At 66.9% G+C, this 1,386-nt stretch carries 1 protein-coding gene; it reads right to left on the reverse strand.

The genetic code is table 11. The features are described 5' to 3' along the window. Nucleotides 1–304: 304 nt before the first annotated feature. Nucleotides 305–1,246 carry a helix-turn-helix transcriptional regulator gene (locus tag Amac_RS53420; protein ID WP_155362084.1) on the reverse strand — a complete coding sequence of 314 codons (942 nt, stop codon included), beginning with the start codon at nt 1,244–1,246 and terminating at the stop codon, nt 305–307. Nucleotides 1,247–1,386: the final 140 nt, after the last annotated feature.

Below are 1,386 nucleotides of genomic sequence, written 5' to 3' on the forward strand. Positions count from 1 at the left end.
CTTGTTGCTGTTTCGGCGCGAGTTCGCGACTCTTGCCGAGAAATGGGATGTCGTGGCCGCCGGCTGGCTCTCGACGGCGGTGAGGCCCCGTTCGTTACCGAGTCCTCTGTTACTCCTTGGGCTCCCTCCGCCGCCGCCAACGCCGTGGCCCCCGCACGAAAGCCAGGGCACGGGGGGTTCCCCACCCACCCAGCCCTTTTGTTTCACCTCGGGCTCCGCCCGACCCCGCCGGCGCCGTGGTTTCCTACACGAAATGACGACCACGGCGCCGTGGTTCTTCTACCCGCCTTCAATCGTTGCCAGATCACGACCCACCAGCCAGCGAGCGCAGTCGATCCGCCAAAGCCAGGACCTCCACGCGTAGCTCGTCCGGTCGTACCACCGCGAAGGACCAGCCCAGTCCGGCCAGCATCTGGGCCATCCCATCAAGCCGCTCGGCCCGCGCCACCAACCGGACCCCGGAACCGAGCTCCGTCAGGGATCCCACCGAAGGAGGGACGCGCCGACGTACCTCCTCCAGGGGTGCGTGCAGCACCACCTCGACCTCGTGCCGGAACGGAACCCCGGCCAGCGAGTCCAGGACGTGAGTGACCGCGTTGAAATCGTCCGGGGGTGAGAAGGTCTCCTCCAGGAGGTCGACGGAAATCACCCGGTCGGCGCGGAATGTACGCAGTTCCTGGCGAAGATGGTCGAAACCGGTCACATACCAGCGGGCGGAGTACAGCACCAGGCCGTAAGGGTCCACGTCGCGCGTGGTCGGGGCGCCGCGGAAGGAGCGGTATCGCATCTGGACCCTTCGGCGGCGGCGTGTCGCGTCCGCGAGTGACAGCAGGGCCGATGGGGGCAGCGGCGGCGAGGCGGGGCGGTGGAAGGCCAGGCCGACCGTTTCCGAAATGGCGCGGACGCGTTCTCCCAGAGCTTTCGGGAGGACGCGTTCGATCTTGGCCAGGGCGCTTTCCGTGCCCAGGGCGATCCCGTTGTGACGGCCCACCAGCAGGCCTAGGACCACCGCCGTCGCCTCGTCCTCCGACAACATCAACGGTGGCAACTTGAAGCCCGGCAGCAAGCGATATCCGCCGTAACGCCCACGATCCGCCTGAACCGGCACACCCAGATCGGTCAACCGGGCCGCGTAGCGGCGGATGGTGCGCTCGTCGACCTCCAAACGGGCGGCCAGTTCCGGGCCGGTCAGACCGGGGCGAGCCTGAAGCAGCTCCAACAGAGTTAGCACACGATTCGTCGTCATATCAGGACCGATTCTGTCCGGATATATCCATACAGTCGAGGCAACGAATCAGACGAACCACAGGGCCTCAACGTCGTCGAGGGTTGGCGCGCGGCGCTCACGACGTCTCGTCTCTCGGCAAGAGCGGCGTGCTCGCGTCG

Source organism: Acrocarpospora macrocephala, from assembly GCF_009687865.1.
Taxonomy (GTDB): Bacteria; Actinomycetota; Actinomycetes; order Streptosporangiales; family Streptosporangiaceae; genus Acrocarpospora; species Acrocarpospora macrocephala.